This is a genomic window from Streptomyces sp. NPDC087845 (assembly GCF_044742755.1).
GTDB lineage: Bacteria > Actinomycetota > Actinomycetes > Streptomycetales > Streptomycetaceae > Streptomyces.
Map to the genome: position 1 here is coordinate 455,840 of NZ_JBIUVC010000005.1, position 26,207 is coordinate 482,046.

21 protein-coding genes and 2 pseudogenes are annotated in these 26,207 nt (G+C 69.6%); 8 read left to right on the forward strand and 15 right to left on the reverse strand.

Annotated elements, in window-relative coordinates:
* Window position 1: 1 nt before the first annotated feature.
* Window positions 2-622 (reverse strand): ATP-binding protein, encoded by a 621-nt coding sequence (locus tag ACIOMQ_RS16530; protein ID WP_401755267.1) that lies wholly within the window; start codon window positions 620-622, stop codon window positions 2-4.
* An 81-nt stretch (window positions 623-703) separates the two neighbouring features.
* Between ACIOMQ_RS16530 and ACIOMQ_RS16535 the strand changes: the two genes are divergently transcribed.
* The 6 genes and pseudogenes from ACIOMQ_RS16535 to ACIOMQ_RS16560 all read left to right on the forward strand — a co-directional run bounded on the left by ACIOMQ_RS16535 (window position 704) and on the right by ACIOMQ_RS16560 (window position 5,430).
* Window positions 704-1,549, forward strand: coding sequence for a helix-turn-helix domain-containing protein (locus tag ACIOMQ_RS16535; protein WP_401269965.1), 846 nt, complete (start codon window positions 704-706; stop codon window positions 1,547-1,549).
* Window positions 1,546-1,752, forward strand: coding sequence for a DUF397 domain-containing protein (locus ACIOMQ_RS16540; RefSeq protein WP_401755262.1), 207 nt, complete (start codon window positions 1,546-1,548; stop codon window positions 1,750-1,752). Before ACIOMQ_RS16535 ends, ACIOMQ_RS16540 begins: the two co-directional genes overlap by 4 nt.
* A 50-nt stretch (window positions 1,753-1,802) precedes the next feature.
* Window positions 1,803-2,023: pseudogene (locus ACIOMQ_RS16545) on the forward strand (IS5/IS1182 family transposase); the annotation flags it as partial.
* A gap of 808 nt (window positions 2,024-2,831) precedes the next feature.
* Entirely contained in the window at window positions 2,832-3,428 is a 597-nt protein-coding gene (locus ACIOMQ_RS16550; protein WP_362206329.1) for a hypothetical protein, read from the forward strand.
* 154 nt (window positions 3,429-3,582) lie between these two features.
* Window positions 3,583-4,170 carry a hypothetical protein gene (locus ACIOMQ_RS16555; RefSeq protein WP_362206330.1) on the forward strand — a complete coding sequence of 196 codons (588 nt, stop codon included), beginning with the start codon at window positions 3,583-3,585 and terminating at the stop codon, window positions 4,168-4,170.
* Between the two features lie 384 nt (window positions 4,171-4,554).
* Window positions 4,555-5,430 carry an alpha/beta fold hydrolase gene (locus ACIOMQ_RS16560; protein ID WP_362206331.1) on the forward strand — a complete coding sequence of 292 codons (876 nt, stop codon included), beginning with the start codon at window positions 4,555-4,557 and terminating at the stop codon, window positions 5,428-5,430.
* Window positions 5,431-5,485: 55 nt separating this feature from the next.
* On the opposite strand, the gene fxsT is transcribed toward ACIOMQ_RS16560, so the two are convergent.
* The 5 genes from fxsT to ACIOMQ_RS16585 all read right to left on the reverse strand — a co-directional run bounded on the left by fxsT (window position 5,486) and on the right by ACIOMQ_RS16585 (window position 14,372).
* Window positions 5,486-9,418: an FxSxx-COOH system tetratricopeptide repeat protein gene (gene fxsT, locus ACIOMQ_RS16565; RefSeq protein WP_362206332.1), complete on the reverse strand. Its 3,933-nt coding sequence runs from the start codon at window positions 9,416-9,418 to the stop codon at window positions 5,486-5,488.
* Window positions 9,402-10,757, reverse strand: a complete 1,356-nt coding sequence (gene fsxC, locus ACIOMQ_RS16570) for an FxsC protein (RefSeq protein WP_401270016.1) — start codon at window positions 10,755-10,757, stop codon at window positions 9,402-9,404. The genes fxsT and fsxC overlap by 17 nt, the downstream gene beginning before the upstream one ends.
* A gap of 210 nt (window positions 10,758-10,967) precedes the next feature.
* Window positions 10,968-13,202: a radical SAM/SPASM protein FxsBH, inactivated beta-hydroxylase extension form gene (fxsBH, locus tag ACIOMQ_RS16575; protein WP_402189258.1), complete on the reverse strand. Its 2,235-nt coding sequence runs from the start codon at window positions 13,200-13,202 to the stop codon at window positions 10,968-10,970.
* A gap of 30 nt (window positions 13,203-13,232) precedes the next feature.
* Window positions 13,233-13,400: an FXSXX-COOH protein gene (locus ACIOMQ_RS16580; RefSeq protein ID WP_362206335.1), complete on the reverse strand. Its 168-nt coding sequence runs from the start codon at window positions 13,398-13,400 to the stop codon at window positions 13,233-13,235.
* 282 nt (window positions 13,401-13,682) lie between these two features.
* Window positions 13,683-14,372, reverse strand: a complete 690-nt coding sequence (locus ACIOMQ_RS16585; RefSeq protein ID WP_362206336.1) for a hypothetical protein — start codon at window positions 14,370-14,372, stop codon at window positions 13,683-13,685.
* A 263-nt stretch (window positions 14,373-14,635) separates the two neighbouring features.
* Here ACIOMQ_RS16585 and ACIOMQ_RS16590 point away from each other — a divergent pair, with 263 nt between their 5' ends.
* Window positions 14,636-15,562, forward strand: coding sequence for a DUF4231 domain-containing protein (locus ACIOMQ_RS16590; protein ID WP_402189260.1), 927 nt, complete (start codon window positions 14,636-14,638; stop codon window positions 15,560-15,562).
* A 55-nt stretch (window positions 15,563-15,617) separates the two neighbouring features.
* Here ACIOMQ_RS16590 and ACIOMQ_RS16595 read toward each other — a convergent pair whose 3' ends face one another.
* The 9 genes and pseudogenes from ACIOMQ_RS16595 to ACIOMQ_RS16635 form a co-directional block, all read right to left on the reverse strand.
* Entirely contained in the window at window positions 15,618-16,094 is a 477-nt protein-coding gene (locus ACIOMQ_RS16595; RefSeq protein WP_401755253.1) for a hypothetical protein, read from the reverse strand.
* Between the two features lie 210 nt (window positions 16,095-16,304).
* Window positions 16,305-17,204, reverse strand: coding sequence for a S1 family peptidase (locus ACIOMQ_RS16600; RefSeq protein ID WP_401269952.1), 900 nt, complete (start codon window positions 17,202-17,204; stop codon window positions 16,305-16,307).
* Between the two features lie 252 nt (window positions 17,205-17,456).
* Window positions 17,457-18,272: a DUF1684 domain-containing protein gene (locus tag ACIOMQ_RS16605; RefSeq protein ID WP_402189262.1), complete on the reverse strand. Its 816-nt coding sequence runs from the start codon at window positions 18,270-18,272 to the stop codon at window positions 17,457-17,459.
* A gap of 4 nt (window positions 18,273-18,276) precedes the next feature.
* A complete protein-coding gene (locus ACIOMQ_RS16610) occupies window positions 18,277-19,596 on the reverse strand; it encodes an NtaA/DmoA family FMN-dependent monooxygenase (protein ID WP_402189313.1) in 1,320 nt (439 codons plus the stop codon).
* A gap of 17 nt (window positions 19,597-19,613) precedes the next feature.
* Window positions 19,614-20,681, reverse strand: coding sequence for an LLM class flavin-dependent oxidoreductase (locus tag ACIOMQ_RS16615; protein ID WP_362206341.1), 1,068 nt, complete (start codon window positions 20,679-20,681; stop codon window positions 19,614-19,616).
* A 225-nt stretch (window positions 20,682-20,906) separates the two neighbouring features.
* Window positions 20,907-21,659 (reverse strand): amino acid ABC transporter ATP-binding protein, encoded by a 753-nt coding sequence (locus tag ACIOMQ_RS16620; RefSeq protein WP_401270010.1) that lies wholly within the window; start codon window positions 21,657-21,659, stop codon window positions 20,907-20,909.
* A gap of 38 nt (window positions 21,660-21,697) precedes the next feature.
* Window positions 21,698-21,808: pseudogene (locus ACIOMQ_RS16625) on the reverse strand (amino acid ABC transporter permease); the annotation flags it as partial.
* A gap of 156 nt (window positions 21,809-21,964) precedes the next feature.
* Window positions 21,965-23,824 carry an FAD/NAD(P)-binding protein gene (locus tag ACIOMQ_RS16630; RefSeq protein WP_402189264.1) on the reverse strand — a complete coding sequence of 620 codons (1,860 nt, stop codon included), beginning with the start codon at window positions 23,822-23,824 and terminating at the stop codon, window positions 21,965-21,967.
* Window positions 23,821-24,690, reverse strand: coding sequence for an amino acid ABC transporter permease (locus tag ACIOMQ_RS16635; protein ID WP_401269943.1), 870 nt, complete (start codon window positions 24,688-24,690; stop codon window positions 23,821-23,823). The genes ACIOMQ_RS16630 and ACIOMQ_RS16635 overlap by 4 nt, the downstream gene beginning before the upstream one ends.
* Window positions 24,691-25,233: 543 nt before the next feature.
* On the opposite strand from ACIOMQ_RS16635, the gene ACIOMQ_RS16640 reads away from it, so the two are divergent.
* Window positions 25,234-26,178: an ABC transporter substrate-binding protein gene (locus ACIOMQ_RS16640; RefSeq protein ID WP_401938968.1), complete on the forward strand. Its 945-nt coding sequence runs from the start codon at window positions 25,234-25,236 to the stop codon at window positions 26,176-26,178.
* Window positions 26,179-26,207: the final 29 nt, after the last annotated feature.

Here is a 26,207-nt window from a genome sequence, read left to right on the forward strand (position 1 = left end):
CTCAGGGGGAGTGCCGCACCTCCGCCCAGACCGTTTTGGTGTACGCGTCGCGGACGGTGCAGCCCCAACGATCCGCGTACGCCTCGACGAGCAGCAGGCCGCGGCCCGAGGTCGCATCGGCGGACGCGGGTCCCGCCGCCGGAACAGACGGCAGGCGCTCCGGTCGGGTGTCGGTCACCTCGATACGGATGGCATGGGGCAGAAGGAGCAGCGTCAGCCTGAAGTCACGGCCGGGGAGGCGGCCGTGGGTGATGGCATTGGCGGACAGCTCGGCGGTGACGAGGGCCACGGTTCGAGCGGTCTCGGAGTCGTACGGGCCGCCGCACCACTCGGTGAGCTGCTGGACGGCAAGGGTGCGGGCCAGCCGGGCGCCACGGCGGGTACTGCTGAGGCGAAGGCTGAACTCGGCGGTGGGGGCCGGTGATTCAAGGGGGATGCTCTCCTGGTGCGTCACGACGTCATCGTCGGACTCCGCCGCCACCGCTGACCAGGTGCAACGACCGTACGGAAGAGCGGCGGTACGGGCCGGGCGGAGCAGCACCGCCCTGAGTTGTACGGGTCCTGTACGGGTGCCGTACGGGACCGGGGCCGTGTCCCCGGAAATGGCCTTTCCGTTGAACATTGCCCAGCCGTAGTGGAGTTGAGGAACGCTACAAGTGGCTGGCGGACGGGCGCGAACGGTGGCGGAAAGGGCGTGAGGACCATGCGCGATACACGGAACAGCCGCGCGGCGAAGACGAAGGGGGACAGCGACCTGCCGGGGGTGTGGGTGGCCTACGGCAGGCTCCTCCAGCACCTGCGCAAACGGGCCGAGTTGAACCAGCAGGCGCTCGGGGACGCCATCGGCTACTCCCTGGAACAGGTCGCCTCGGTCGAGCAGGGACGACGGCCCGCGAAGGAGGCGTTCACCGTCGCGGCGGACCGGGTGCTGACAGCGGGCGGGTTGCTGGAAGTACTCCAGGTCGATGTGGACCGGGCGAAGCTCCCGCAGTTCTTCCGCAACTTCGCCCTCATCGAGGCGGAGGTGCTGAGCCGCTTCTCGTACGACCCGCTGCTGGTGCCGGGCCTGTTGCAGACGGAGGCGTACGCACGGGCCGTGTTCGGCGGCCACTGCCCGCCGCTCAGCAAGGAGATCATCGACCAGCACACGGAAGCGCGGCTGAGCAGGCAGAAGCTGCTGACCCGGGACCCGGTGGCAGAGCTTTCGTTCATCATCGGGGAGGAGGCGTTGCGCAACCCGGTGGGCGGCGCCGAGGTGATGCGCGGACAGTGGCAGCGCCTCTTGGAAGTAGGCACGTCGCGCACGGTGGAGGTTCAGGTCATGCCTGCCGGGCTCGGATTCCATTCGGGTCTCGACGGACCGTTCGTCCTGGTGGAGACGAAGGAACTCCGCCGCCTCGGGTACATCGAGTCTCAGGAGGTCGGGTGTGTCATCAGTGATCCGGCAGAGGTCAGCGCCTTCGGGTTGCGATATGGCAAGCTGCGATCGCAGGCCCTGAACGTCGAGGCGTCTGCGCGGCTCATCGAACGGCTGGTGGGAGAGACATGAGCGTGGAGCAGGTAACCGAGAGCGTTGACGAGCTGCGCTGGTCCAAGAGCAGCTACAGCGGATCGGGCGGTGGCGACTGCGTGGAGGTGGCCGCCGACGCCGGTGCGATGTACGTACGGGACTCGAAGGTCGCGGCCGGCGGGCCGGTACTGCGGGTCGGACGTGACACATGGGCCGCATTTGTAACGTTCGCGCGCGGGTAGTACCGACAGGCTTCTGTCGTGGCTGGTCAAGGTGAACTGACGGATGCGGTGTCCAGGTCCGTGACGACACGGTGGGCAAGGTGGAGTGGAAGGTTTCCGTGGACTCCACGATCAATCATGCCCGCCAACACGCGGCCGGGCTCGTAAAAGAGGGGAACCCCGCGAGGACAAACCGGAAGATCCGCAACGAGCGGAGGCGAGGCAGACCCTCCGCCGGTCTCGGGGTGGGCTGACCACCAAAGTCCATCTCGCAGTCGATGGGCGAGGGCTGCACCCCTGCATCCTCGGCCGACTCCGTTCCGACCGAGTGATGCGTCGGACGGCACCGCCGCGGGTCTACGACCTCAAAGGCGGCCAACCACCCAAGCAGGGCGGCAGGTTCGTTCATGGACGAACGAAACCCCTGGCAAAGCCGGGCGACCGCCAACGTCCCAGTCACCTCGCCAGCGGGGCGGCCGGTGTTGCAGAGCGAGCCGTTTTCCCGTCGCGTCAACTTGCCGGGGCGATCGTCCGGTCACCCGTTGCACAAGTGGTGCGCGGTGCTGGGGGAGCCCGCCTGATGCCAACTGGTGACCGAGTGCCAGGAACGGGCCCGTCAATCGAACGAGGCTCCGGGGCGGTTGGAATTGACCGGACCGCGAGAGTGCACTGTGGAAGCCGATGCCGAACGCGTTCAGAGCGGTCTTCCGGCGCATGCCCCAGCGGGCTCGGCCCTTGCGGGCGGGGCCAGGGAAATAAAGGCAATGGACGCGCTTGAGAGCTGCGGTCTCGCTCGGGAAGTCCACGGGCCCTTCCTGTCGAAATTTCAATTGTTGATTTGAGAATCGCAGCTCCCACGGGTGCATTCTCGACTCGTACCGGTGGATGTTTCCGGTGAGGGTGGCGGCGGGGCAGCGCAGCGCGATAGAAGTGTTCAGCGTTCAGCAGGGTGAGTTCCGAGAACTTCTTCGTGCCGAACCCCGGTTCCCGCATGCCATCTTGCATCGCAGGACAGTTCCGCGCGGTCCAGCGTTTGAAATCTTTACGTCATTCCTGTCCGCGCTTGATTCGTTCACCTAAAAACGAAAGAGACGGTACCCATGACCACGCAAGCCGCCGCCCCCCAGCTGACCCAGGAAGAGTTCGACACACTCCTCGACCAGATCAACGCCCACCACAAGGCGACCCTCGCCGCGATCACCGCCGGCCGCCCGAAGCCTGCCCCCTTCCAGCTGCCCGAGGGGATCACGGAGAACGACGACTACCGTGACCTGCCCCAGAGTGCAATCGATGCTTTCGGGGTGTCCCGGGACAACAACTCGAACCAGGCGACGAACAACCAGAGCCATGTCTCCGACATTGCGGACAAGCGCAACTCGGGCAGCATCAGCGAGGACGATTTCGACAGTCAGCTGGACCAGCAGAAGGAAGACAACAAAGACAAGTTCGGAAAGGATCAGGACGACCTGACCAACGAGCTCAAGAAGGCGGGGCACGCACACCCGGAAAAGCAGAACGAGATCCTTGCCGCTTTCAAGAGCGCCGGTGATTGGATCATCGACAACGTCTGGAACAAGGTCAAGGAATTCTTCCAGCAGCTCGTCGACAAGCTCAAGGAGCTGTGGAACAAGGTCGTCGACTGGTTCGAGGACAAGGTGCAGGGCCTCGTCAACTGGTGGCACGGCATCTTCGGCTGAGCCGGCCGTCACAGCGATCCGGTGAACCGCCCGGACGCCACGGCACGGCAGCAGGGACCGGACGGGCGGGGCAGCCGCACGACTGCCCCGCCCCTCCCGCCCAAGACCCACGCCACCCCCGCACCCACGGACAAGAAACAGCCCAGGAGACACGATGACAGCGCTCAGCGCCGACCAGCAGATGACCGACGACGAGTTCTACTCCCTCCTCAGCGAGCTGAACACCCATCACAAGCAGTCCCTCGCGGCGATCACGTCCGGTGAAACACGCCCCGGGCGTCCCGAGAGCGCGTCCGGACTCACCGACGACGACTACAGCAAGCTCCCCGTCGACGCCAAGAAGGCCTTCGCGGACACCCTGCAAGGAGAGCTCGGCCTGCTCGCCGACAGCAAGAAGGACATCTCCTCGCTACTGCGCCAGGCCCACGAGGGAAAGATCACCGCGGACGACCTGGCCTCCGGAGTCGAAGACAGGGAGACAAAGAACAAGGAAGGCCTCTCCGCCCTGAACGACGCTCTGACAGCAAGCCTCAAGGAATCCGGGAAAGCCCACCCGGAATCCCGGAACCTGATCCTCAGCGCCTTCAAGGCCGCGAGTGACACCTCCACAGACGTCTGGGACAGGGCCAAAACCCTCGACGACACGTCCGTGAGCGACGTTGAACACTTCTGGGACAAGGCCGGTCCCTCCTACGACGCACTGGCCGAGGACCTCAGCAACCGCTGGAAGATCTTCGCCTGACCACACGCTGCCCAGCGATGCCCCGGGGAGACTCCGCCCGCCGACACCGGCAATCCCCCGGGCCCCACTCGGCCAGAACGGCGGTCTTCACAAGTCGGTCGAACTCGCCGTCGGCCGCGGCGGCGAGGGCGGAGACGGCAGGAACAGCGGGGCGGGCGGTTCAGGGGCCATAGCTGTACGAGAACAGGGCCCTGCAGGATCTCCCTCGGCGCCCTCACCGAAGCCGAGCCGCCCCACGCCCCCGGCCAAAAGCGCCACCGCGCCCTCCAAGACCTCCACCTTTACCCAACACGCCGTCCCTGTACGTGCTCTGATGGTCCATCATCGAATTGGGCGGGGAAAAGCCGGGCACGCGGTGCCCGCACCATACGGAGGAGGCACGGAGTGCGTAGTCGGGTGCGCGCAACGGACGGGCGGCATCTGGTGGTGGAGCGTCTGGGAGATCCCCGCGGCAGACCGGTCTTTCTGCTGCACGGAATGCCCGGCAGCAGGCTCGGTCCGGCTCCGCGCGGCATGGTGCTGTACCAGCGCAAGACCCAGCTGATCACCTACGACCGGCCGGGATACGGCGAATCCGACCGGCTGCCGGGCCGCTGTGTCGCCGATGCCGTCCAGGACGTACGGGCCATCGCGGACCACCTCGGGCTGGAGCGGTTCGCCGTGGTGGGCCGCTCCGGTGGTGCCCCGCATGCCCTGGCCTGTGCCGCGCTGATGCCCGAGCGGGTCACCCGTACCGCCGCACTGGTCGGGCTGGCCCCCTGGGGTGCCGACGGCCTCGACTGGTTCGACGGGATGGCCGCCTCCAATGTGCTGGCGTACTCCACCGCGGCGGCCGATCCGGACGGGCTCGCGGAGTCGTTCATCTCACGGTCCGCGGTGATCAGGAAGAACCCGGTCCGGCTCATCGACGATCTGCGCCGGGAGCTGACGGACTCCGACCGGATGGTGGTCAACGATGCCGGGGTCCGCACCATGCTGCTGCGCAACTACCGTGAGGGGTTGCGCACTTCGGCATGGGGGTGGATCGACGACGCGATCGCGTTCAGCTCTCCATGGGGGTTCGACCCCGCGGACATCACCGGTGCGGTGATGCTGTGGCACGGCGAGAAGGATGTGTTCTCTCCGGTGGGCCACTCCCGCTGGCTGGCCGAGCGCATCCCGAACTCCACCGTCGTGGTGGAACCGGCGGCCGCGCACTTCGACGCGCTGCACGCGCTGCCCAGGATCCTCAACTGGCTGCTGGAACCGGCCGCCTGCTGAGGAACGGGCCCGGGAGAAGGGGAGCGTCCGGTCGCGGCCGGACGCTCCCCGCTGCTCATACCTGCATCGGTTCCAGTTCACGTTCGAACCGGCGCTCGTCCCGGGCGATCCGGGTCATCGGATGGTCGTCGCCGAGCTGCCGGGACAGCTCGTCGACCGTCTCCGCCCTCAGCCGCATCGCCTCGCCCTTGCGCCCCATCGCATCGAGCGTGACCGCCATGTTCGACATCATGGCCAGGGTCTCCGGGTGGTGCGCCCCGATGACGTGCCTGAGCTGTCCCGCCACCTTCCGTTCGGTCTCCAGCACGATGTCGAGATCGCCGCGTTCGGCCGTGGCGTTGGCCAGGTTCATGACGCAGAACAGGGTGTTGGGGTGCTCCGGCCCGTACACCTCCCGCATCGACGCGACCACCCGGGTCAGCACCTGCTCCGACTCCTCCACCGCACCGGCCCCCAGCTGGTAGACGCCGAGGTTGTTCAGGGCGGCCAGGGTGTACGGGTGCTTCTCCCCCGGCACCTTCATGTACTGATCGACGACCTCCTGCGCGGTGTCCCTGGCCTCGGCCGCCTCACCCGCCGCGTACAGGTCGGCCGCCAGATTGAGGTCACAGGCCAGCGACTCCGGGTTGGCGGCGGTGTACTTGGCCCGGTATCTGGCACGGGTGGCCACCGTGAGCCTGCGCGCGTCCTCCAGTCTGCCCGCCCGGCGCAGCGACACCGCCAGGCTCTTCGCCGCGCTCAGCGTGCCGGGGAAGGCCCGGCCGAGCGTGGCCTTGTAACTGTCGTACGTGCGGCTGAGGATGCCGACCGCGTCCTCGTACCGTCCGACGTCGCGCAGGTCGCGGGCCAGGTTCATGGCCGAGGAGAGGCTGTACGGGTGCTCCGCGCCGAGCACCTCGACGCGCCGGTCGAAGACGTCCTGGTCGATCTCCCTGGCCCTGGCGTACTGCCCGATGGACCGCAGGGTGAACGCCAGGTTGTTGGCCGCCGCCAGGGTCCGCGGGTGCGAATCGTGGAAGATCTGGTTGAACCCGTCGGTGGCCTCGGTCGCCAGCTCGATCGCCCTGGTGTACTCGCCGAGCGTGCCGAGGTCGGTCGCCAGGCTGCTGGTGCTCATGTACGTGTGCGGGTGCTCCGGGCCCAGGACCTCCTGCTGCATCGCCAGGGTGATCTCGTCCAGCTCCCGCGCCTCCACGTAACGGCCGCGCGAGCGGTAGATGTTGGCGAGATGGAAGCAGAGGTAGAGGTACTGGATGTCCCGCTCCCCCAGTGTCTCCTTCCAGATGGCGCGCAGCTCCTCGCAGAGCGTGGCGGCGGTCCTGAAGTCACCTCGCTTCCAGAGGTAGCGGACACGGTCGATCAGCAGCCTGCGGGCCTCCGGCTCCCTGCAATTGCGGGCGTCGGACGGGCCGAGGTGCGGCCAGATGGTGGCGAACTGCGGCCAGGTGGAGGGGTTGTCGATCGGCTCGTCGTCATCCGGCCGGGCGCCCGCCAGGATGCGGTGGACGGCGTGCCGGGCATCCCGCTGCTCCTCCTCGCTGAGCTGCGCCCGGATGACGGCCTGGACGAGCCGGTGCACCTGGATGGAGTTGGAGACCTGGTCGACCTTGGCGAGGGCGAACCGGCCGATCTCCCGGATGACCCGGCCCAGCACCAGCTTCTCCTGGAGCGAGGCGTCGTACGGCTTCAGTGCCTCGATCATCTCCTTGCTGTAGAGGAGGTTCCCCGAGATCGGCTCGGGGGCGAAGAAGGCGCAGAGCTGGAGCAGCCGCACCGCGGCGGGCGAGCGCTCCTTCAGGCGCTCGATGGAGATGTTCCAGGTGGCGGCGACCGGCTCCGGGTATCCGGCCGGCTGGTTGAGCGCCAGGACCTCCGGGGCCTGCTGCGCCAGCTGCTCCAGATAGGTGTCGATCGGGGTGGCGGTCTCCGCGATCCAGGCCGCCGCCTGTTCGACGGCGAGCGGCAGGTCGCCGACCGCGGTGGCCACCTGCGCGGCGTCCTCCTCGCTCAGCCCCGGAGCCCGGCGCTGGAGGTGCTCGATGGACTCCTCGCGCAGGAAGACGTCGACGGGCAGTGCGTCGCCGTGCTGGGACCATGCCTGGTTCCGGGAGGTGACCAGGATGTGCCCGGAGCCGCCCTGCGGGAAGTAGCGCCTGAGCCGCTCGGGGTCGTCGGCGTTGTCGAAGACCAGCAGCCAGCGGTCCGAGGGCACACCGCGCCGCAGCAGGTCCACGGCCTCCTGGGAGGCGGCCGCCATGTCGTCGCCGCCCTGGGCGCCGAGCCGGACGGCGAGCTCGGCGAGCGAGGCCACCACGTCGTCGGTCTGCTCGGACGATATCCACCAGACCAGGTCGTAGTCGGCCATGAAGCGGTGCACGTACTCCAGGGCGACCTGGGTCTTGCCGACGCCGCCGAGTCCGTACAGGGTCTGCGGCTGCGGCAGCACGACGGCCATGCCGCCGCCGAGCTGGTCGCGCATCCGCTCCAGGACCAGGGAGCGGCCGGTGAAGCCGGGGTTGCGCGGCGGCGCGTTCCAGATCCTGGGGACGGTGCCGGGGAAGCGCGGTCCGGGCGACACACCGTCGGTGAGCTGTACGGGCCGGTCCAGGGCGCGCAGCAGGGCGGCGGTGGCATGCACCTCGTCGAGCCGGAAGAGGTCGACGGGGTTGCGGTCGATGTAGGGCGCGGACAGCCGGACGTCACCGACCCTGAGCGGCAGGAGATGGCGCCGGCCGCCGCCGGGGTCCTCCGCCACGGCGCGGTCCCAGAGGTTCACCGCACGCTGCGACTTGAGGTAGGCGCTGGACAGCAGCACCACGGTACGGGCCGCGTTCTCGGTGGCGGTCGCCGGTTGCGGTGTCTCGTGCTCGGCGGACACATCGCGCGGCACGACACGGAACCCGGCCCGGGTGAGCACGGATTCGATCCAGTCGGCCCACATCCGGTTCTCCGCCACATAGCTGAGGAAGAGATCGGCCGGCAGCGCGGGCCTGCGCCGGGTGAACGCGTCACGGATGCGCAGCCGTACCTCTTCGCCGACCGGCGGCATCGAGGTGATCTGCTGGTCGGTGATGACGGAGGTCAGGCGTTCGAAGGCGGAGAGCAGCGAGTTGGTGAGGCCGGCCTCGTCGCCGAAGGTGGCGAGGGTCTCCTCGTACGCGTAGTAGGGGCGGTACGGAATCTCCACCGCGCCCCAGTAGGCGGTGAGTTCGTCACCGGACAGATCGCGCGGCAGCCGGTCGAACTTCAGCCGGGCCAGTGCCCGTCCGGCATCGGCTTTCTCCTTCTCGCCCTCGTCGATGCGCATCGGGACGGGGAAGATGGAGATGGGGCGGCCGGTGTAGCGCTCGGAGATCTGCCGGGCGACGGAGGCGGCGCCGTCGATGGACTGGTCGCTGAGGGTGAAGCAGTCGACCAGGATGTCGGGCAGGTGGACGGTGCAGATGTCGGCGATGTCGCTGAGGCCGGTCCGGCTGTCGATCAGGACGTAGTCGTAATTGGCCTTCATGTCGTCGCGCAGGGCGTCGAAGAAATGGCCGCCGCCGAGCCGGTCGTAGAAGTTGTCCCAGTCGAAGGTGGAGACGGTCGCGGAGTATTCGCGGTTCTGCCGTCCGGCGGAGACGAAGTCGAGGGTCCCGCCGTGCGGGAACTCCCAGCCGAGCGCCTCGGGCGTGAGGGACACGGCGTGCGGCTGGATGCGGGCGTAGTCGCGGTGCCAGTCGTCGGCGCGCTGGACGGGGCTGGTCGCGGCCCACGCGTACTCGGTGATCAGATCGATGACACCGGTGGTGGCACCGAGGGTCGACGGGTCGAGGAACGGGTGGAAGAACCGGTGGAGCCCCGGTGCCTCCAGGTCCCAGTCGACGGCCAGTACCCGCTTTCCGTTGGCGGCGAGTATCCAGGCGGTGTTGGCCAGGGCCATGGTGCGCCCGGTGCCGCCCTTGTACGAGTAGAAGGTGACGATGCGCCCGTCACGACTGGCCGTCATCCGTGTCCTCCGCATCCGTCGCAGGGTCGTGTGTCTCGGGGATGTAGTTCGTCTGCGCCATCGGCCCCATCAACCGTGTCCGTTCGGTGTGCCCGCCGCCGGTGGCGGGCGGGTAGACCGCCGCGTGTCTCAGATACTGCTGGGCCGCCACCTCGACCACCTGCGGCAGGATCTGCCCGAAGGCATCCATGCTGGGTACGCCCTTGGCTGCGACCCGGCAGTAGGCCCGTCCCTGACGCATCTTGGTCGGCATGGTCTGTTCGAGCTTCTCGGTCAACTCGGCCTCGGCGGCGCGGCTTTCGGGGTCCTCGCGGTTCCACGGCACGACCATCGTCACCCAGGGGCGGTTCTCGGCGTCGAAGGCGGCGAGCCGTCGGCACCGGTCCTCGTCCTGCAGGGCCCAGCGGTCGACGAGCAGGATCTCCGGCCTGCTGGGCGGCTGTTTGCCCTCCGGGTGCCCGGACTCCTCGTCGAAGGAGGAGACGGTGGCCTGGTAGTTGAGGGAGCGCACCAGGTCCTCGGCGACATAGGCCAGAGGACGGGCGGCGGCCGGGTGGTAGGGGTTCCAGTCCTGCGGATTGTCGCCGTAGTACTCGACGTTGCGCCCTTCGGGCAGGTCGTGCCGGGTGGGGGCGGCGATGGTCACCTGCATGGGGCGGGGGCCGCCGACTCCGCTGTTCGGCGGACCGAAGGCGCTGGGGGCCAGCCGGTAGTCGACGGGGCGCCCGGTGCCGAGCCTGATGGTGTCGGCGACGTTGACGATGCGCTTGGCGAGTTCGTACACCGCGCGCTCGTACTCCTCGGCGAAGAGCCTGAGCTTGATCAGTCCGTAGAGTCCGTCACTGACGTAACGGTCCCCGAAATCGCGGTGGTTGAACTGTAATCGCTCGGCCGGTCCCGGAAGCTGGCTCGGCGGTACGGGCACCCAGAGCGCCGGAACGATCGCCTCGGCGCGCTGGTTGGAGCGGGCCCGGTGATGGATGGCGCGCTGAGCGAAGGCGTACCACTCCTTGCCGCACATCTCACTGGCGAAATAGCGCGGCGAGAACAGCGGAACGAACACCCGGCAGGTGGCGAGCACCTCACCGAGCCGTTCCGACCAGCCCTCGCCGGAGCGTATCTCGCGGTCTATGAAGCCCGCGGGCGCGCCCGCGGGCAGATCGGTCATGGCCATCACATGGCCGCAGAGATCCTGGAAGAGCCGCTCGACCCACATGTCGGGGTCCGTTCCACCGCCGTACCCCGGTGTATGTGCGTAACTCAAGAAGAAGTACGGCCGATGGTCCGCCGCTCGCTGCTGCGTTGTTGCGTGCACACGACCCCCGTCCTGTGTGAGCACCCGCACCCGAGGAGTGAAGTGAATGCGAGCGAATTCATCATTCCGGAGCGGACGTTGCTCCACCCCCATGGCGTTCGGTCATTCAACGCCGGTTTTCAGTCATACGTTCCCAGACGCCGTCGATCATTCCTTGATCGAATTCGGTCTGCTCCCGTTCCTCCCAGTTGTCCTGTGCGTACGGACGGCCCCGGCTAAACCGGAATGCGAGGCTCAGATTTCTTTTCGCATCTGATCCAGCAGTCGTTTTCCGCTGGTGGTCAGCTCGGCGGCACCTTCCAGGGTGTCGAGCGCCTGCGGTACACCCTCCAGGAAGTGCGGGTCGAAATCCCCCAACGCCATCCGCTCATAGGTTTCGGCCAGCAGCCGGGAAAACGGAACCGGTTCTTCCCGCCAGGGCATCCGATGTTCCCAGGAGCCGTCCGCCGCGTAAAGATCCGCGACATCCCGAAGCGCCCGCAATTCGGCCCGCCGGAAACCCCGCAGCAGCGCGAAAGCCAACTCCTCGGCACTGCCGTCCGGGGAGATCCCCAGCGCGCCGAATCCGTGCTGTCCGACGGCGGGCTCCGCCGGGGCCAGGCCGGTCAGCGGCGTGAGGGTGGTGAGGCGGCCGGCCATCTCCCGGGTGCGTCCGGGCGCCTTCGTCCCGATCAGCGTCCACGCCTCGCCGATCCTGGCCTCCAGGCCGGCTGCGGCCCGGTCGCCGAGGGCGTCCGTGGCGCGCACGGCGAAGCACTTGCGGTACGGGTCGAGGTCGTCGAGCACGAAGCCGGGCGTCGGACCGGGCGTCGCGAGGCGGCGCAACGGCCGCCAGCCGGGTCCGGCCTCCTGCGGCCGCACGATCCGCCGCTCGGCCCCGCCGTCCCCTTCCCGCCGGACGAGGAAGCCGTCCCCGGTGGCCCGCACCAGCGCCGTGCCGCGCTCCCCCGCACCGGCGATCCGCAGTTCGCCGAGGCCGGGCAGGAAGATCCTGCCGCCGGAGAAGGTCACGCGTACGGGCAGATCGAGGCCGGCCCGCACGACGGCGGACGCGAGGTACGCCGGCATCCGGCGCGCCACCTGCACGGCCCCGGGCCGGTCCTCGACCAGCTCCATCGCGTCGAGCAGCCAGGTGCGGGTGTACGGGTGCGCCAGCACCTCGTCCAGGCCGCGGGCCCCTTCCTCGGACGCCTCGATGGTGGTGGCCAGCTCCCAGGCGGCGGCCCACCGCTCGCCGCCGTACCGGCCGATGTCGGCGTTCAGCCGGGCGAGCAGGGTGCGGGTGAGGTCCTGCTGGGCGGCGAGCAGTTCGTCGGGCTCCGCCACGGCGGGTGCGACGAGGGCCGCCGCCGTGCGCGCCTCGATGCCGCGCACCAGGGCGGCCAGATCGGCGCAGTACACGGACGGGTTGTCGAATGCGCCGGACGGCCCCGTGGAGCGGTACCGGTGGGTGTACAGGCCACCTCCGCACGAGCGCACGACCGGGCATCGGCGGCAGGTCTCGCTGACGCCGGCCAGCCCCAGCTGGCGGGCCCGCACCCCGGGGTGGGCGGCGACCTCGTCGAAGGCGTGGGTGAAGACATCGAATCCGGTGGCCGCCGCGCCTTCGTAGGCGCTCTTGAGCGAGTCGACCTGCTCCAGCTGACCGTCGGTCTCCACGACGACGAGGTCGGTGGGGGCGAGTCCCAGGGATTCGGTGAGGCTGGGGCCGCCGCTCAGCGTGGACAGCACCGAGGAGAAGAGCCGTACCGGCACCGGGCGCCCCCGCTCCTGCCAGTGGTCGAAGACCGCGAGCAGCCAGTCGGCGTAGGCGGTGGGTGATCCGTCCGGGCGGGGCGGCGGATCGTCCCAGGTGGCGTGCGGGAGCAGGAAGTCGACGAGCGGGGGGTCGAGCTCGGCGAGCGCGTCGAGGACCGCGCGCGGGTCGTTCTGGATGTCGACGGTGCACAGGAGCCCGAGGTACAGATGGCGGTAGCGCTCCTGCCGGAGCAGCTCGACGGCCTTGAGGACCAGGGGGTGGCTGCTGCGCCCGTCGGCGTAGCGGCGGTGCCGGTCGTTGGCGGCCCGGTCTCCGTCGAGGGAGATGCCGACCCTGACGCCGAATTCGTCGAAGAGGTCGAGGTAGCGCGGGCTGAGCTGGGTCCCGTTGGTGTGGATGCGGAGGTCGAGCTCCGCGATGCCTTCGAAGGCGGAGGTGAGCTCTTCGCAGACGCGCCGCAGTCGGGCGGGGCCTGCCAGCAGAGGCTCCCCTCCGTGCAGGATCACTGACACGGAGGGCAACGCATGCGTTCTGGCATGCTCGGCCAGGCGCTGAGCTGTCCGGAAGATGACGTCGTCAGAGATTGCTTTGGGGCGGGTACGCCAACTCTGATCGGCATGTTCGTAGACGTAGCAATGATCGCAGGCAAGATCGCACCTGCTGTGCACTTTGAGCACAATTTCGCGGAATGGGACCAGGGGTCCTGTCATTCCCTCAGTCTAGCCAGCATGGAACGCGATTCAGAGCGCAGAACTGAAGGTCGACGCCTGGGTGTGGCGGTCGGTCGAGGCCGAAAACACCCGGCCAAGCTTCCTGGTGGCTTCTGCGGTGCGGGTGTCGATCTTGGAGAGCGGCACAGGGTCCTTCTTCGCAACAGCGAAGGCGCGAGGGGAATCAGAGATCTTCACGGCCGTCCTTGAGGGGAGTTTTCCGGATCATGAGAAATGCAGCCAGTTTCTGTACGACCACAGCGCCCGGCGGCACGACTTTACTCCCCTGAACGGGCTTGGCAACTGCGGAGATCCACTCGTCACACGAGTGGCACACAGGGCCGTGCCTTCCGTTCGAACGGAAGGCACGTCGCGCCGCACAGGCGAGGGAAAACCCAGGTGGGGCAGGCGATTGAGGACGAGGCCGGTCCGGTCCGTGCCGCCCCGCCCCGGTGCCCGCGGCCCACGGCGCAAAGGGTGTCATTCGGCCGGGGCTGCCCGGTCGGTCCACACACCCTTCATGCAGTCCAGGGTCCGCTCGTGGGTGTCACCGACGACATCCGTGACCCTGACCCGCACATAGAGCGACTGGACCCGTTGGGCGAAGAGCTCGGAGAACGCACCCATCAACACCGTCTCGTGCCCGCCCACAGCTCCCACCAGGGGGAATCCCGCGCCGAACTCGATCAGCCGGAAGTCCTCCCCGACGGTGAATCCGGCCTCGGTCAGTTCGGCCACAGTGCCGGAGACGCTGTTCCACTGCGCGTCGGCGGAGTCGTCCGCCCCCTGCATGACCACCCGGGTGTCCCAGGACTCGATCACGGCCATGTGCTGGCCGCCGTTGAGTATCCCGACGCGCCACGCAGGCGCCTCCGCCGCCAGCAGCCCCGTCGTCCAGGCGGCCCGCCAGCCCAGGTACGGCCTGACCGTGCGGGCATACTGCGCCCGGGCCAGTACGGCCCCGAGCGAGACCGCCAGCAGACTGCCCAGCACCTGCGCGTCGATCAGCTGCAGACGCCACGGCCACTCGGTCCGCGCCTCGGCCGTCGTGTTCACCCGGATCGCTTCCCAGACGAGCAGCGCGGTCAGCAGACCGAGGAGCACGAGCGGCGTGGTGAACAGCAAAGGGCTGCGGCGGACCCGCCGTTGAGCGTCGGACAGGGGATCCATGTTCTCACCGTATGCCTCACTCATCCCCGTTCCCCCCGTCGGTCGGTCGCGAGGAAGGCGCCGGACATCAACCAGCCTCACCACGCGGTCAGTTGGAACACATTGCCACAGTGTCCCCGATCGCACGAGGGGGCCTTCCCAGGGACCGAAAAACGCCGTTGGCACCCCGCGTCCATTGCCGTGCCAACGGCACACCTCTACGCTCATGCCCCCCTTTCGACTCACCGGACGAGCACGCCCCTGACCGCAGACGGAGAGTGAACATGACGGCGATTCCCGGACCGCTCCAGAGCATGGTGTTCAGGAACGCCGATCTGCCGGAGCTCTTCCACCACACCGACGCGATCGCCGTCGCACGCCAGCGGGAGGCCGTGAACACCACCCGCGTCCAGCTGATCCTGCTGGTCGTGGGCACGGTTCCGGCCTCGGTGCCGTGGCATGTGGAGGTGGCCGAAGCGTTTCAACTGGCGGATGTGATCGCCGTGTTGGCCTATGCGGGCGTCCTGATCACGACGTATCTCACCGCCCGGCGCAAAGCAAAGTCGCAATGGCAACTCAACCGGTCCGCGGCGGAGTTCATCAAGTCGACGTGCTGGCGCTACTCGGTGCACGGCTCCCCCTTCGACACCAGCACCCAGCACCCCGAGGCCATGTTCGCGAACCGCCTCGAAGAGGGCCTTCAGGAGCTCCGGAAGGTGGGGTGGGCCGACCCCCGCGATCTGACGGCGGATTCGGGCGGACTGATCACGGACTCCATGCGCGAGTTGCGGAACAAGGCGTTCACCGTGCGCAAGGAGACGTATGTACGGGACCGGCTGATCGAGCAGCGCAGTTGGTACCGCAGGCGCCAGGAGGTGTCCCGGCGGGCCACCCTGGTCTGGTCGACCACCATTGCCGCACTCACGGCGCTGGCCCTGGTGTTCGCGCTGCTGAGGACGTTCTCCGTCACCCAGTCCTTCGCCCTGACGGGGGTGCTGTCGGCCGCCGCCGCGGCCTGTCTGGCATGGAGCGAGATGCGCCGCCACCACCCGCTGATCTCGGCCCACTCGCTGGTGGAACAGGACCTGGAGTCGATGCAGGTGGCGATGGAGACCACCCTGACGGAGCGTCAGTGGCCCCGGGCCGTCTTCGAGACCGAGCGCATCGTCTCCCCGCAGCACACCGACTGGCTTGCCAGACACCAGATGTGACACTACGTCACTGCTTGCGCGCGCGGCCGTGTGCGAGGACGGCCGCGCGCACCGGTCAGCGTTCCACGCCCTCGCGCCAGATCACGGTGACCGGGCGGCCCAGGCTGCGGGCGTACGTCACGATGTCGCCCGTGCCGCCGAGGCCGCGGGCCGGCCGGCCGTCCCACACCGCGAGCAGCCGGTCGCAGTGGTCCGCGATGTACGCGCCCGCCGCGTAGTACGCCTCGTCGGTGGAGTGCGGGTAGCCCAGCCGGACCTCCCGGACCGCCCGGTCCTTGAGGGCCCGGTAGCGGGCGAGTTCGGCCGCGTCCGCGAAACAGGATTCGTAGTCGCCGCTCGGGATGACCACGGTCAGGTCCGCGCCGCGGGCCAGGGCCAGGTCGGCGAAGAGCTGGTCCGCTCCCACCGCCAGGCTGGAGAGTGCTTCCAGGGAGCCTTCGAGGTCGCAGAGCGCGGCCTGCAACCCGGCCAGCACATGGGCTCGGGCCTCCTGCGGAATGCTGCGATGGCCGGTCACTCCGATGCGTTTCACGGACCTGGAACCCCCTGAGGTGTCTGCCGGGGGGCCCCGGAGGGCATCCTCCGGGAGGCACAGCATCCGCCCCCGTTTGCTCCTGCATGACCGACCTGCCCCACATTCTCTCAAAAACCGTGGGGTGAACGGGAGCCCCCGCCCAGGATTCGGGCGAGGGATCCGTCTTGATCGACTGCACGTTCGAAGGTCGGACTGGGGTACCGGACGTCAGTTGAGGGTGACCCCGTACGCGCTGAGTGCCTCGGTGACCGGCTGGAAGAACGTCGTACCGCCGGAGGAGCAGTTGCCGCTGCCGCCCGAGGTGAGACCGATCGCCTTCGAGCCGGAGTAGAGCGGCCCGCCGGAGTCGCCGGGCTCCGCACACACGTTGGTCTGGATCATGCCGTAGACGATGTCGCCGTTGCCGTAGTTGACCGTGGCGTTGAGGCCCGTGACGCTGCCGCTGTGGACGCCGGTGGTGGAGCCGCGGCGGCTGACGGACATGCCGACCGTGGCGTTGGCCGCGCCGGTGATGGTGACGCTGCCGACGGTGCCCGGATGGGCGAGCGAGGCATTGTCGTAGCGCACCAGGCCGTAGTCATTGGTCGGGAAGCTGGATCCGACCGTCGGGCCTATGCTCGTCGAGTTGGAGGAGTTGGTGTACCAGGGGGGATTGCCGTCGGTGCAGTGACCGGCGGTCAGGAAGTAGTAGGTGCTGCCACTGTGGACGTTGAAGCCGAGGGAGCAGCGCCAGCCGGGGGCGTAGATCGCGTCGCCGCCGGAGAGCAGTTTGCTGAGCTTTCCGGAGGTGCGCTCGATCCGCAGGGCGCCGGCGTTGGCCCCGACGGACTGCTTGATCTGCTTGATCTCGGCCTGCGAGACCGTGCTGTCCGCGGTGACCACGAGAGTGTCGGTCGCCGGGTCGATGCTCCAGGCGGTCCCCGCCACATCGGCGCCGAGGACGGCGTCGCTCGCGGCGGAGAGCTGCTTGGCGCTGAAGGTGGTGGCGCTGTTGGCCTGGGCGCTGGGGACGGCGAGCGCGGCGACGGCGACGAGGCCCGCTGCGACGGCGACGGCCCTGCGGCGTCTCGCGGTACCGCTGAGGGGGGTGGTGCGCTTGATCCTCACTTTTCATTCCTCCCGAGGGGAAGTCGGGGGTCCGCCTGTGGGGTGGCCGGACCCGTGAGGCGCAGTCGTTCGCACGGCGGCTTCCGCGGTTGCGGAATGCCGTGCTCCTGACAAGCGCTGCTCGGGAGTATTCAAGGCGTCAACTTCCGGCGCAAGAGGGCCTGCTGACCCGAAAGCGCCACCCCGCACGCGGCGGCCCCGGCAGCACGCGGGCTGCCGGGGCCGTTGTCCCGAGGAGGAGATGGCGGCGCGTCAGCCGTCGACGCGGCTCCGCTCCCCCGCCTCGACGGCGAGGGGAAGGGTGTTGCCGGGCGGCGGGAAGGGGCAGATGAAGTGGTCCGCGAAGGCGCAGGGCGGCAGGAGCGCACGGTTGAGGTCGACCGTCACGCTGCCGTCCTCGGCCGGGGCCGCGGGCCGCAGGAACCGGAAGCGGTAGCTGCTGTTCCCACTGGTGGCATCTGCGAAGACCGCCCAGAGCGAACCGTCGGGCTCGACCGCGACCTGCAGGGTGTGCTCCGCACCGCCGGCCTCGAACACGATCTCACCGCCGAGTCCGAGCCCCCGCTCGACGCCGTCGGCGTTCTCGACCCGGACCGTACGGGCGGTGTCGTACGGGCGGAAGGTGCCCGGCAACGCCCAGCGGGCGTCGTACGGGGTGGCCTCGATGGCCCGGAAGGCGCGCCGCGCGGCGGAGTGCGGGTCGAAGTCCCGTACCGCCCAGAGCCCTTCGCGACGGAGCACGACCAGCCGCCGCTCGCCGTGCGCGACCCGGGACCCATGGATCGGGCCGCGGTCGGCGGTGAGGCGGACCCGGCCGGTGAAGGGCTTGCCGTCGACTGTCAGGCCGTCGGCGGCGTCGGCGCCGAGCACCAGTTCCCCGCCGTCCTCCTGCCACTCCCCGGGCACCCCGGGGATGTGACCGTCCGGGTGGTCGGAAAGCCAGTGGGTGCCGGTGAGGGAGAGCGGTCCGTACGGTGCGGCGACCGTGGTGGTGCGCTCCTCGTGCCAGTGCTTCCAGTCCTGCGCCGCCTGCTCTGAACCGTGCGGCTGCTGTGCGTCCGTGCTCATGTGTTCAACCTTTCCACACCGGTTCGGCGAGCCCGAGATGCGACCGCAGCGTGAGACCGGTGTACGCGGAGCGGAACGCACCGCGTTCCTGGAGGAGCGGGACGACCCGGTCGACGAAGTCGTCCAGGCCGCCGGGGGTGAGATGCGGTACGAGAATGAAGCCGTCGGCGGCATCGGCGGCGACGAACTCCGTCAGCTGCGCCGCGACCGTCCGGGGGCTGCCGATGAAGGACTGCCGTCCGGTCGCCTCGATGACGGTCTGCCGGATGGACAGCCCCTTCTCCTTCGACAGCGCACGCCAGCGGGCCGCGACCGCGAGCGGGTCTCCGTGCCTGACCCGGCCCTGGACCAGCGAGGACTCGGGGTCCGGGTCGGTCTCGGGAAGCGGTCCGTCGGGGTCGTAGGAGGAGAGGTCACGGCCCCAGACCTGTTCCAGGACCAGCAGCGCGTTCTGCGGGGAGACCTGCTGGAGGCGGATCTCGGCCGCCCTCTCCTGGGCCTCGGCGTCGGTGTCGCCGAGTACGAAGGTGACCCCGGGCATGATCTTCAGCTCGTCGGGCTCCCGGCCGTACTTCGCCAGCCGCGCCTTGACGTCGGCGTAGAAGGTACGGCCGGCCTCCAGGGTGCCGTGCCGGGTGAAGATGACATCGGCGGCGGACGCGGCGAACTCGCGGCCCTCCGGGGAGTCCCCGGCCTGGATGACGACCGGATGGCCCTGCGGGGAGCGCGGGACGGTGAACTCGCCCTCGATGCCGAAGTGCTGCCCCTGATGCGTGAAGGGGCGCGAGGTGCCGTCGGGGGTCCAGGTGTCCCACAGTTCGCGGGCGGTGGCGACGAACTCGGCGGCCCTCGTATAGGGGGTCCCCCCTGTTCGAGCGGTGCCGAGAACTTGGGGGAGGTCGGCCCGGTCGAGATAGCCGCCGCGCCGGAAGTTCTCCCCCGTGAAGGCGTCCGGGGAGGTGACGGCGTTCCAGGCGGCCCGGCCGCCGCTGAGGTGGTCCAGGGTGGCGAGGCGGCGCGCCAGTTCGTACGGCTCGTTGAAGGTGGTGTTGACGGTGGCGGCGAGGCCCAGCCGGTCGGTGACGGCCGCCAGCGCGGCCAGCACCGTGAGGGATTCGGGGCGGCCCACCACGTCCAGGTCGTGGATCCGGCCGTTGTGCTCGCGCAGCCGCAGCCCCTCGGCGAGGAAGAAGAAGTCGAACCTGCCGCGTTCCGCGGTGCGGGCGAGGTGTTCGAAGGAGGAGAAGTCGATCTGGCTCCTGGAACGGGGGTCCGCCCAGACGGTCGTGTTGTTCACACCCGGGAAGTGGGCGGCGAGATGCATCTGCCTCGGTGCGGTGCTCATGCGCGTCCCCCTTCGAGGGCGTACCGGTTGGCGGGGCGGGCCAGCCCCAGGTGCTCGCGCAGGGTGCCGCCGGGGTAGAAGGTGCGGAACAGGCTGCGGTGCTGGAGCAGGGCGACGGTGCCGTTGACGATCCGTTCGAGGTCGCGCCCGGGGGTGATGGGCGTCAGGTGGAAGCCGTCCACCGCTCCGCCGCGGTGCCACCGGGCGATCAGTTCGGCGAGGTCGACCGGGCCGCCGCGGTAGTAGGAGCCGCCGGCGGCGAGCGGCGGTCCGCTCTCCAGTCCGGGTTCCGGGGCGGTCTCGGCGTCGCCGAGGTCGACGGTGAGCGCGACCAGGACCCGGAGCGTGCCGGGGTCCCGTCCGTACGCCGCGGCGCGCCGGCGCAGATCGGTGCGGATCGCGGCGGCCCGCTCGGGGGCGGTGGCCCGGACGAGGACGACATCGGCGTGGCGGGCCGCGGTCTCCCTCGCCGGGCCGCCGGTTCCGTCGACGACGGTGACCGGGTGCCCCTGCGGAGGGCGGGGCACGATCGCCGGGCCCCGTACCGAGAAGGAGGCCCCCTCGAAATTCACAGGGTGCAGCTTGTCGCGGTCGATGAAGCGCCCGGTGGCGACGGACCGGATCTCGGCGTCGTCCTCCCAGCTGTCCCAGAGCCGTGCGCTCACGTCGGCGACCTCACCGGCCTCGCCCCACAGCTCGTCGGCGGGCGCCGCCGGGCGCCGGCCGAAGAGCCGGGCCTCGGCCTCGGTCGTGGACACATCGGCGTTCCAGCCCGCCCGGCCGCGGCTCACCCAGTCCAGGGTGGCGACGGCGGACGACACGTGGAACGGCTCGGTGTGGGTGGTGGTGACGGTCGGCACCAGACCGATCCGGTCGGTGGCGGGCGCGACCCGGGCGAGCACGGCGAGCGCGTCCGGCCCCGGCCTGGCGAAGGAGTCGCCGAGGGTGACGAAGTCGAGGGCGCCGCGCTCGGCGAGCCGGGCGAGAGCGATGTAGTGGCCGGGGTCGTAGCGGGGCGGGCCGCCGATCTCGGCGGCCAGGTGGAGGGGTGCGGTTGTGGGCATGGGGGTACCTCTCGGGGCTCTCGTGGGGCTCAGTGTTCTCGGGCTTGGGCAGGCCGGACGGGTTGATCCCGGATCTCTCGACGGTCTCGTCGGCCCCCAGCGCTTCAGCACCTCGGCGTACGAACCGTCCCGCGGCGGCGAGGGCGGCGAGCGCCGCGGCGAGGGTGCGGGGGACGGACACGTGCGTACCCCTCGAAGAGAACACGGGCATGGGCATGGGCGGGGTCACAGGACCTTGGAGAGGAAGGCGCGGGTGCGCTCGTGGACCGGGTTGTCGAGTACGTCGCCGGGGGCGCCCTGTTCGACGATCCGGCCCTCGTCCATGAAGACGACGGTGTCGGCGACCTCGCGGGCGAACCCGATCTCGTGCGTGACGACGATCATCGTGGTGCCCTGGAGCGCCAGGTCCTTGATGACGTCGAGGACCTCACCGACCAGTTCGGGGTCGAGCGCCGAGGTCGGCTCGTCGAAGAGCAGCAGCTTGGGTTCCAGGGCCAGGGCGCGGGCGATGGCGACCCGCTGCTGCTGCCCGCCGGAGAGCTGCTTGGGGTACGCCCCCGCCTTGTCGGCGAGCCCGACCCTGGCGAGGAGCTTCTCCGCGGCGGCGACGGCCTCCTTCCTCGGGCGGCCGAGGGCGGCCACCGGGGCCTCGATGAGGTTCTCCCGCACGGTCAGGTGCGGGAAGAGATTGAAGTTCTGGAAGACGAAGCCGATCCGGGTGCGCTGTCGCAGGACCTCGCGCTCACGGAGCTCGTACAGCTTGTCGCCGTCCCTGCGGTAGCCGACCAGGGTGCCGTCGACGCTGATCCAGCCGTTGTCGACCTTCTCCAGGTGGTTGATGGTGCGCAGGAGCGTGGACTTGCCGGAACCGGAGGGGCCGAGGACGACGGTCACCTCGCCGGTGCGCACGGACAGGTCGATGCCGCGCAGCACTTCGAGGCTGCCGAAGCGCTTGTGGACGGAGCGGATCTCGACCATGGCGTCCGTGGATCCGGTGGTGCGGTCGGTGGTGCGGCTCATCGCGCGGCCCCCTTGGCGTAATGACGTTCGACGTGGTGCTGGAGGACGGAGAGCACGGTGGTCAGGAGGATGTACCGGACCGTCGCGACCCTCAGCAGGGGGACGACGGTGGGTGTGCCGTGGTCGACGGCGGTGGGCGTGGCGACATGTGGTCCTGTCGATGTGCCGATCGGTGGATCGCAGGTGAGGGACATGAGGGGTCCTTGAGCTGCTCGGGCCGCGGGGTGGGAGGAGGCGGACGGGGCCGACCGGGGGTCGCCGGGTCAGGCGCCGAGGGGGCCGTCGCTACAGGAGAGGTCCCGGAGGAAGGCGAGGGCCGCGCGGGCGGTGGCGTCGTTCTGCCGGAAGGCCGGGCCGCCGGTGCGCGGCCGCGTGAAGGCTCCGCCGGCGCGCGCGGTGGTGAACGGGCCGAGCGCGAAGCGGCGCGGGTGCGGGCGGCCGTCGCGCCCCAGGATCCGGCCGTCCTCGGGGCCGACCGAGAGCAGCCCGGTGCCCGTGGCGGCGGCCCCGTCCTCGTACAGCTCCCGCAGCAGCGGGCTGCGGGTGCGCTCCAGCGAGGGGTCCGGCAGCCGGGCCTCGACCAGGGCGCGGGCCTCGATCCGCTCCCCGGGCACGGTGGCGCTGCCGGCCAGGAAGACACCGCGGTGCTCATCGGTCCCGACGGTCATCCCGGCGCCGAGGAAGCGGACGACACCGGCCCGGGAGAGCGCGAGGAGCTGGTGCAGCCGGGGTCCCGGCGGACCGGAGGCGAGGTAGCTGAAGAAGCCGTGCCACCAGCCGCCGATGTCGCCGAGCCGGATCAGTTGCCCGTAGGCGGACAGCAGCCCGAGGAAGACGGCGAGGTCCGGGCTGTGGTCCGGGTCGTGGCGGCGTTCCAGGTCGGCGGTGATGTAGTCGCGCAGCCCCTCCTGGAGTGCGTCGTACGAGGGGTGGCGCACCCCGTCCAGGGGGTGGTCGAGCGCTTCGAGGTCGAGCCGGTCGGCGGGGTCGGGGACGGCGGCCGCCACCAGGGCGCGCAGTTCGGGTCCTGCCGGGTCCGCGGCGGCGTACCTCGCCTCGAAGTCGGACCAGTCGCCTTTCGTGCGTCCGGGGTGGGCGGTGAAGAGCCGGTGGTAGTGGGCGTGGCCGAGCTCCTTGTCGACATGTGGCCATACATCGCGCCGGAAGTCGACCGGCTCACCGGTCTTCAGCAGCGCCTCGGTCCGCTCCGGGCCCAGGAAGCGCGGCAGGGGCGGCCGTTCGCCCTGCCAGGCATAGCCGATCTTGGAGTGGTACGGAACGCCCCGGCGCGAACCGACGTGGAGCACCGGCTCCCTGCCGGACGGCACGTACGCGCCGTTCTCGTACCGTCCCCCGCGCCCCTCGGTGAGCAGCACCATCAGGTCGACGAAGGCGAGTCCGAAGCCCCGGACGATGACCGGTTCGCCCGCGGGCAGGTCGGTCAGATCGGTGTCGGCGGTGAAGTCGGGCGGCAGGTGGACGAGCCCGTGCCGGGCCGCGAAGCGCGCCAACTCGACCTGTTCGGGCTCCGGTTCGGCGTCGAGGTGGCCGATGGTGAGGGCGACGAGATCAGCGAGGAGCGGCCTTTCGCGCCCCTCCAGCCAGACGCGCTGGCGCCCTTCGCGCGGCCCGGTGACGCGCAGGGCCCTGCTGCGGTGCCAGTGGACGGTGGTGCCCTCCGGGAGTTCCGCCACCGCCTGCTCGTACACCCAGCGCAGGTAGACGCTCTGCAGTCGCCTGCTCGGGAAGTCGCTTCCCGTCAACGCCTTTATCTCTGCCAGGAGTTCGGGTTCTGTGCCCGCCCCGTCCGGAAGCGTCAGACGTCCGTCCCGAAGGTCCGCCGCCCAGGTGTGGAGCGCGGGCCCGGGGCGTATCGGCCCTTCCTGCCGGACCGTGTCGTCGGTGAACATCGTGACGTCCTCGGCCATGGAGTTCATCCAGAGCAGGGGCGACTGGTCGTGCCGCCAGATCCGTCCGCCGCCCGGCGGGTACGGGTCGACGAGATGGATGTCCAGCGGCCGGCCCCCGTACAGGCCGGGGGCGTTGGCGGCGATGCGCTCGATCAGGCCGGTGCCGCGCGGTCCGGCGCCGATGACGACGAGCGCCGGCGTCGTCCCGCTCACCGGGCGCCGGCCGTGCCGCGCGCGTAGTGGCGCTCGATGTAGTGCTGGCCGATGCTCAGCAGCGAGGTGACCAGGGCGTACCAGAGGGTGGCGACCAGCAGCAGCGGGATGACCTGGTAGGTGCGGTGGTACACGAGCTGCACCGAGTACAGCAGGTCCTGTACCGCGATGATGCTGACGATCGAGGTGCCCTTGAGGGTGCCGATCAGCATGTTCCCGGCGGGCGGGACGATGGAGCGCATCGCCTGCGGCAGCACGATCCGGCGGAGCCGGCGCCAGGGTCCGAGGCCGAGCGACTGCGCGGCCTCGATCTGTCCGCGTTCGACGGAGAGAATGCCGCCGCGGACGACTTCGGCGGCGTAGGCGGCCTCGTGCAGGGTGAGTCCGACGACGGCGACGGTGACGGGACCGAGGAGGTTCACCGTACGGACGCCGAGGATCTCCGGGTAGAGCGCGCCGATGTTGAACCAGAACAGCAGCTGGACCAGGATCGGGGTCGACCTGAAGAGCCAGACGTACCCCCAACCGACCGCTTGCAGAACGCGGTTGCCGGAGAGTCTGAGGACGGCGAGCAGCGTGCCGAGGGCGAAGCCGAGCACCATGACCAGCGCCGTCAGCCACAGGGTGAGGCCGAGGCCGCGCAGGACGGCGGTGGTGGTGAAGTAGTCGGCGACGACATCCCATTGGAAGGCGTCGTTGCGGACGACGGAGTGGAGCACCAGGGCGAGGAGCGCCAGTACGGCAACGGCCGCCGCCCACTGACCTGTTCGGCGCACCGGGACGATCCGGAGCCGGTCGGCCCCGTCACTCTTGACGAGCGGGGTGGTGGAGGGGGAGGAAGGGAGGGTATCTGTCTGCGCGGGCATGCGAAGGCTCCGTGGATGCAGAGATCGAACACGGGGCGTGCCTTCAGCGGAAACACAACGCGGACCGGGCCCCTCAGCACCGGTCCGCTTTCGAGATAAGCGCTGTTCGCCGCGTGTTGTCAAGCTTGTCCACACTGTGAGTCGTACGTCTCAGCTCAGTTGACGGACCACCGAATGCCTGTTCCACTTGGGCCATGCATTCGCAGCAGTGGCTGGTCAAGCGCTCCCACATCGACTTCGGTCGCGTGTGGTCCTCCTCCTGTTGAGCCGACCCCCTGTCCTTCTTTTCCGTGTGTCTCTGCCTCGCGCCGTGCGCGGCGCCTGAGCACTGTTTCCTGCGTGTCCTCACGTAACACGACGTCGCTTCGCGCTCCCTCCCCTCGCTCTGCGGAATTCGGCTGTGCGGCTTCCCCGCTCGGCCGCTCCGCCGTTTCCCGTTCCACCGCTTTCCTCGCCCCGGCCGTGGGGGCACCGCGTGCTGCCCTGCTCATGGGAGCGCCGCCGCGCCCGCGCACGGCCGACGACCCAGGAGAACCACGCCTCATGCCCCGAACCCGGCACACCGCTGCCTTCGCGCTGATCACCGCCGCCGCTCTCGCCCTCACCGCGTGCGGGTCCGGCGATCCGGCGGCCGCACCGGCCGGCGCCGCCGGGACCGCGGCCACCAAGGGAAAGGTCCCGACGACCGATGTCGTGTCGGCGGTGCGCGAGGACGAGGCCGCGGCGAAGCTGCTGCCCGCCGGCGTCCGCTCCTCCGGCACCCTGGCCATCGCCTCCAGCATCGGCAGTCCGCCCGGTGCCACCTATCTCCCGGACGGGAAGACGGTGGCCGGTACGGACATCGACTTCGCGGACGCGGTGGCCAGGAAGCTCGGGCTGAGGCTGAAGCGCGAGGTGGCCTCCTTCGAGGCGATCCTGCCGGCCCTGGACAGTGGGAAGTACGACGTGGGCACCGGGAACTTCGGGGTGACCGAGGAGCGCCGCAGGACGATCGACTTCGTCACGTACATCAATGACGGCCAGGGCTTCGCCGTCCGCGACGACAGCGGGCTGAAGGACGTCACCGACCTCACGCAGCTCTGCGGACTGACCGTGGGCACCGGCGCGGGCACCACCTTCGAGGTGACGCTGGAGGAGAACAGGCACCGGTGCTCCGACGCGGGCAAGAAGCCGTACGAAGTGAAGACCTACAGCGACCAGGGAGCGATCTGGGGCTCGCTCCAGCAGGGCCGCAGCGATGTGGTGATGTCGACCATCAACGGGCTGCGGTACGCGGTGGAACAGCAGGAGGGCGTGCGGTTCCTCAATGAGTTCAAGCGCCTCGACGTCGGCTTCGCCTTCAAGAAGGGCACCCCGCTGGCGCCCGCCTTCCAGGCCGCGGTCAACAGTCTCAAGGCGGACGGCACCTACGACCGGATCCTGAAGAAGTGGGGCATCGGCGCGTCGGCGATCAAGACCTCGCAGATCTCGCCGCCCGAGATCGAGTGACCCGGTCCGGGCCCGGTCCGCGAAGTCCC

Excerpts from the sequence above, each read along its gene's own strand:
- ACIOMQ_RS16550 (WP_362206329.1), top strand. The coding sequence starts at position 2,832 with ATGACCACGCAAGCCGCCGCCCCCCAGCTGACCCAGGAAGAGTTCGAC.
- fxsBH (WP_402189258.1), bottom strand. The coding sequence starts at position 13,202 with ATGACAGGACCCCTGGTCCCATTCCGCGAAATTGTGCTCAAAGTGCAC.
- fxsT (WP_362206332.1), bottom strand. The coding sequence starts at position 9,418 with ATGACGGCCAGTCGTGACGGGCGCATCGTCACCTTCTACTCGTACAAG.
- ACIOMQ_RS16585 (WP_362206336.1), bottom strand. The coding sequence starts at position 14,372 with ATGGATCCCCTGTCCGACGCTCAACGGCGGGTCCGCCGCAGCCCTTTG.
- ACIOMQ_RS16535 (WP_401269965.1), top strand. The coding sequence starts at position 704 with ATGCGCGATACACGGAACAGCCGCGCGGCGAAGACGAAGGGGGACAGC.
- ACIOMQ_RS16610 (WP_402189313.1), bottom strand. The coding sequence starts at position 19,596 with ATGCATCTCGCCGCCCACTTCCCGGGTGTGAACAACACGACCGTCTGG.
- ACIOMQ_RS16540 (WP_401755262.1), top strand. The coding sequence starts at position 1,546 with ATGAGCGTGGAGCAGGTAACCGAGAGCGTTGACGAGCTGCGCTGGTCC.
- ACIOMQ_RS16620 (WP_401270010.1), bottom strand. The coding sequence starts at position 21,659 with ATGGTCGAGATCCGCTCCGTCCACAAGCGCTTCGGCAGCCTCGAAGTG.
- ACIOMQ_RS16635 (WP_401269943.1), bottom strand. The coding sequence starts at position 24,690 with ATGCCCGCGCAGACAGATACCCTCCCTTCCTCCCCCTCCACCACCCCG.
- ACIOMQ_RS16530 (WP_401755267.1), bottom strand. The coding sequence starts at position 622 with ATGTTCAACGGAAAGGCCATTTCCGGGGACACGGCCCCGGTCCCGTAC.
- ACIOMQ_RS16555 (WP_362206330.1), top strand. The coding sequence starts at position 3,583 with ATGACAGCGCTCAGCGCCGACCAGCAGATGACCGACGACGAGTTCTAC.
- ACIOMQ_RS16640 (WP_401938968.1), top strand. The coding sequence starts at position 25,234 with ATGCCCCGAACCCGGCACACCGCTGCCTTCGCGCTGATCACCGCCGCC.
- ACIOMQ_RS16615 (WP_362206341.1), bottom strand. The coding sequence starts at position 20,681 with ATGCCCACAACCGCACCCCTCCACCTGGCCGCCGAGATCGGCGGCCCG.
- ACIOMQ_RS16605 (WP_402189262.1), bottom strand. The coding sequence starts at position 18,272 with ATGAGCACGGACGCACAGCAGCCGCACGGTTCAGAGCAGGCGGCGCAG.
- ACIOMQ_RS16590 (WP_402189260.1), top strand. The coding sequence starts at position 14,636 with ATGACGGCGATTCCCGGACCGCTCCAGAGCATGGTGTTCAGGAACGCC.